This window comes from Humibacter sp. RRB41, assembly GCF_022761015.1.
GTDB lineage: Bacteria > Actinomycetota > Actinomycetes > Actinomycetales > Microbacteriaceae > Humibacter.
The window spans coordinates 1-4484 of sequence record NZ_JAKWJQ010000012.1 but is presented as its reverse complement, the minus strand read 5'-3'; the positions used below and the strand labels follow the sequence as shown (position 1 = coordinate 4484).

The 4484-nt window shown below is 64.0% G+C and carries 2 protein-coding genes; both read left to right on the top strand.

Features of this window, described 5'->3' with window-relative positions; genetic code table 11:
- Positions 1-3646: Ig-like domain-containing protein (locus MJ603_RS18420; RefSeq protein WP_243065221.1), on the top strand; the 3646-nt coding region annotated here is incomplete at its 5' end.
- Positions 3647-3886: 240 nt separating this feature from the next.
- A partial coding sequence (locus MJ603_RS18415; RefSeq protein ID WP_243065220.1) for a PQQ-binding-like beta-propeller repeat protein occupies positions 3887-4484 on the top strand: 598 nt, incomplete at its 3' end.

Here is a 4484-nt window from a genome sequence, read left to right as displayed (position 1 = left end):
GGATGATCAGGTGCAGTTTCAACCGGATGGCACGATCACGTTCGTCAGCAAGAACGGGCAGACGGGCGTGAAGGAGGTGCGGTACACAGTCTCGGACGGCCACGCCAGCGCATCCGGTTCGCTCATGGTCACGGTGAAAGCCCAGGGCTCCCTCGCTCCGGTCGCGACGCCGGACTTCGCGTCCGGAGTCGTCGACCAGGCGATCACGATCACTCCGTTGACGAACGATCTATCGCCGTCCGGTGACGAACTGAACCTGGTCGGGGCCAACTACGACAGCGGACCCGGCGATCCCGTCGTGACGGCCGATCCGCAGAAGGGTACCGTCACGGTCACCGCGAGCGCGGTCGGCGAGTACTACCTCAAGTACACGCTCGGCGCCGGCGCGAAGACCACCGACGGCCTGATCAGGGTCGACGTCGCACAGGGTGGAGGGGACAGCGGGCCGATCGCGGTCGCCGACGATGCCTATGTGCGGCCGGGAGAGACGACCACCGTCGATCCGCTCACGAACGACAGCTCACCGTCGGGACGCGTTTTGGCTGTGCGTTCGGTCACCAGGTCGGACACGACGTCCGACCTGAACGTCGAACTGCTGGACAACCAGGTGGTGAAGGTCACGTCGCCGAACGTGCTCCCGCAGCAGGTGCAGCTCAACTACGTGGTCTCCGACGGCGTCAAGCAGGCGACGTCGACGATCACCGTCGTGCCGATCCCTCCGGTGGTCGTGCATCAGCCGCCCGTTGCTTCCGATGACGAGGCGACGGTGCGCGTCGGGGACATCGCCACCGTTGACGTGCTCGACAACGACTATTCGCCGGACAACGAGCCGTTCACGATCGATCCCAAACTGCACGACACATCCAACGAGGGCACCGGGGCGACCGCCTTCGTGAGCGGGAACACGGTGCGTTATCAGGCTCCGGACAAGCCGGGGCAGTACTCGGTCTCGTACAGCATCAACGACAAATGGGGCCAAAGCGCGATCGCCACAGTGACGTTCGCCGTCACGGGCAAGGACGGCAAGGACCGCGCGCCTGCTCCTTCGCTGCTGACCGCGCGCACGTTCGCGGGGTCGAGCATCCCGATCACCGTGCCGTTGAGCGGGATCGACCCGGACGGCGACTCGGTGACCCTCGACGGGATCGTCAGCCAACCATCACTCGGGCGCATCGCCGCGTCGAGTTCCGACTCGTTCACGTACGAGGCGTACCCGGGGTCGGGAGGAACCGATACGTTCACGTATCGCGTCGTGGATACGTATGGCAAGACGGCCACCGGAACGGTGCGCATCGGCGTCGTGCAGCGACCGAGCAATCTGCAGCCTCCGGTCGCCGTCAACGACACGGTGCAGGTGAAACCGGGCAGGACGGCATCGGTACCCGTTCTGACGAACGACTCGGATCCGAACGGCTTCACCATTTCGTTGGAGAAGAAGCTCTCGGACGTCGATTCGGCGCTGCAGGCGTCGGTGCACGGCAAGATCGTGCTGGTTCGAGCACCGCAGAAGCAGGGTGTGTACGTGGCCAGGTACACGATTTCGAACGGTCAGGGCGGACAGGACAGCGCGTATGTGCAAGTGATCGTGACTGATGACGCGAAACCGGTCTACCCGACGGCCGTCGACCAGGTCGTCGAGTCGGCTCAGGCCGCTGGAAAGAGGAGCGTCAAGGTCGACGTGCTCAACGGCGCCGTCAACCCGTCGGACCTGGTCGGCAAGCTCGAGGTCGGTGTCACGGGGCCGAACGCGAAATCTGCGACGGTGGGCCAGAACGGCACGGTCACGGTGACTCCGCGGCACCAGCGCATGGCTGTGGCCTACACGCTGACGGATCCTGCGACCGGGCTCGCAGGTGAGGCGTTCATCGTCGTGCCGCCGGCATCCGATGGCACGGCTCCACCTCGCGTCAAGGTTCCGCAGCAGATCGTGTCGATGAACGGGACGAAGACGTGGAAGCTCTCCGATGTCGTCTCGGTGCCTTCGGGGAGGCCGGCGAAGATCACAGGCACGAGCGGCGTGACGGCCACCCATTCGTCGAGGTCCGCGTACGTCGACGGCCAGACGCTCACGTTCACCGCCGAGAAGGACTATCGCGGTCCCGCGTCGATCACATTCAAGGTCGATGACGGACGAGAACCGGGCGAGGGCAAGGACCGCGTCACGTCACTCGTGCTCCCGATCACCATCGGCAACCCGGATCAATCGGATGTGCCGCCCACCTTCACACCGCCCAACGTGACCATCCAGGCTGGCGAGAGCGCCATCAACGTCGATCTGCGCGCCTCCACCTATCACCCGAACCCGCAGATCCTGAGCAAGATCACCTACAGCGACTTCTCCGGCGCTGCGGGCGGCGTCGTGGCGACGCCGAGTGGTTCGACGTTGGCGTTGTCTGCGCCGTTCGGCGTGCAGCCGGGCACGACGGCGACCATCAGATTCACCGTGAACTCTGCGACCACGTCGATTCCGGGGTCGGTGAATGTGAAGGTCGTCAGCTCGACGCGGCCGATCGCTCAGCAGAAGAATCCGCCGATCGTGCGTGACATCAAGCGCGGGAACTCGACGACCGTGTCCGATGCGGCGAGCGATGACGAATGGGTGAACCCGTTCCCCGGTCATGACTTGACGATCGCGAGCGCGAAGCAGGTCAGCGGTCCGAAGGGTGCGACGGTGACGTTCACCGGTTCATCGATCACGGTGTCGGCTGCGACCGGGGCGGACATCGGCGTTGTGAACGTGCAGTACACGGTGCAGGATGCGACGAAGGACCCGGCAAGGACGAAGGCGACGATCGGGCAGTTGCAGGTGAACATCCACGATGTGCCGGCGAGGCCGAGCGCTCCGACGGCGACGGCGAACGGGGACAGCTCGATCCACGTCACCCTCAGCACGCAGCCGGCAGACAACGGCAAGACGATCAAGCACTACGTCATCTACGCCAACGGCAAAGCGGTGAAGACAGTCACCGATCTCGACACCTACGCGATCCCAGTCACGAATGGCACGGCCTACGCATTCACGGTCGTGGCGGAGAACGACGACGGCCCAAGCGCTGCATCCGCTGCGAGCAATTCCGTGACCACGTGGGGAACGCCTGTCACCCCTGGCAAGCCGTCGATCTCCGAGAGCGGTGACTCGCCGAGCGGTACCGTCAGCTTCAGCTGGAGCAAGGTCGACACGCGCGGCCCGTTGAAGACCTATGAATGGCAGGTCAGCAACGGCAAGACCGGACAGACCACCGCGCTCAACGGCTCGGTCGGTGGACTCTCCGCCGGGAACTACTCGGTGAAGGTTCGCGCCGAGAACCAGGGCGGCAAGTGGAGCGACTGGTCCGCGTCGAGCAACACGGTGAACGTGCCGGACCCTCAGCCGTCGGTCACCCTGAAGAAGGGCAACTACTACAACGGCGCCAATTGCTCCTACGGCTGCTACTACTACGTCACGACGATCGCCAACTTCCCATCGGGTTCCCACACTGTCGTGTACTACTGCGACAGCAACAAGCAGACCTGGACCGACACGATCAGCGGAACGAGCGGCACGATCAACTCGCAGAACGAGCGGTCGCAGTTCCGCTGTGGCTACGACAACGCCTGGGTGACCGTTGACGGCCATAAGAGCAACGTGATGGATTTCCATCCGTAATCGACTCCGTGCAAGAGCGGAGGGCCGCGGACGAACCGGTCGGTCGGCGACTCGAGAGGAGCCGCCCGAGACTGCCTGAACGCGGGCATTCCTCACGTTCTAGTGGACCATTCTGTCTAGTCCCTGTTCGTGTGCTAGCTTTTACGGGGCTCGGGGGAGCACAGGGACGTCACGTCGGACGAGTAGGGGAGTCACACCGTGCTGAGGGCCCTCTCGACGTGGATCCGGGGGCATAAGGCGGTGGCTTCGACCATCGTGATCGCGATCGTTGCGGCTGTTCCTGTGACGTTCGCGGTTCTGCACAAGGGCTTTCCGACCGATGCCGTCGATCTCGACGCTCGTGACGTGTGGGTGACCAACGGCGACAAGCTCATGGGTGGCCGGCTGAACCATCAGATCGATGAACTCGATGCGGCCGTGAACGGTGCTTCCAGTGATCTGGATGTGTTGCAGAACAGCTCGGCCTACTTTCTCGTCGATAGCAAGAACGGCACGTTGGAGCGGATAGATCCGGCGTTCGTGTCGCTGACCGACCGGGTGAGCATCCCTGCTGGGTCTCAGGTGGCGTATGGCGGGAACACGATCGCCGTCACGTCGCCGGATGGCAAGGTGTGGGTGCTGGATGCTTCGTCGAGGCTTTCGTTCGATCCCTCGAAGACGCCGACCTCGGCGAAGCTGGGTCGTGGTACGAAGACGGTCGTCACCGATCAGGGTGTCGCATACAGTGCCTCGCCTGAGAAGCGTTCGCTGGTGCGGTTCGATCATCCAGGGGCATCCGGCCAGTCGTCGTCGATGGCCGTTCCTTCGTCGTTCCAGTTGTCGGCGGTCGGTGACCACT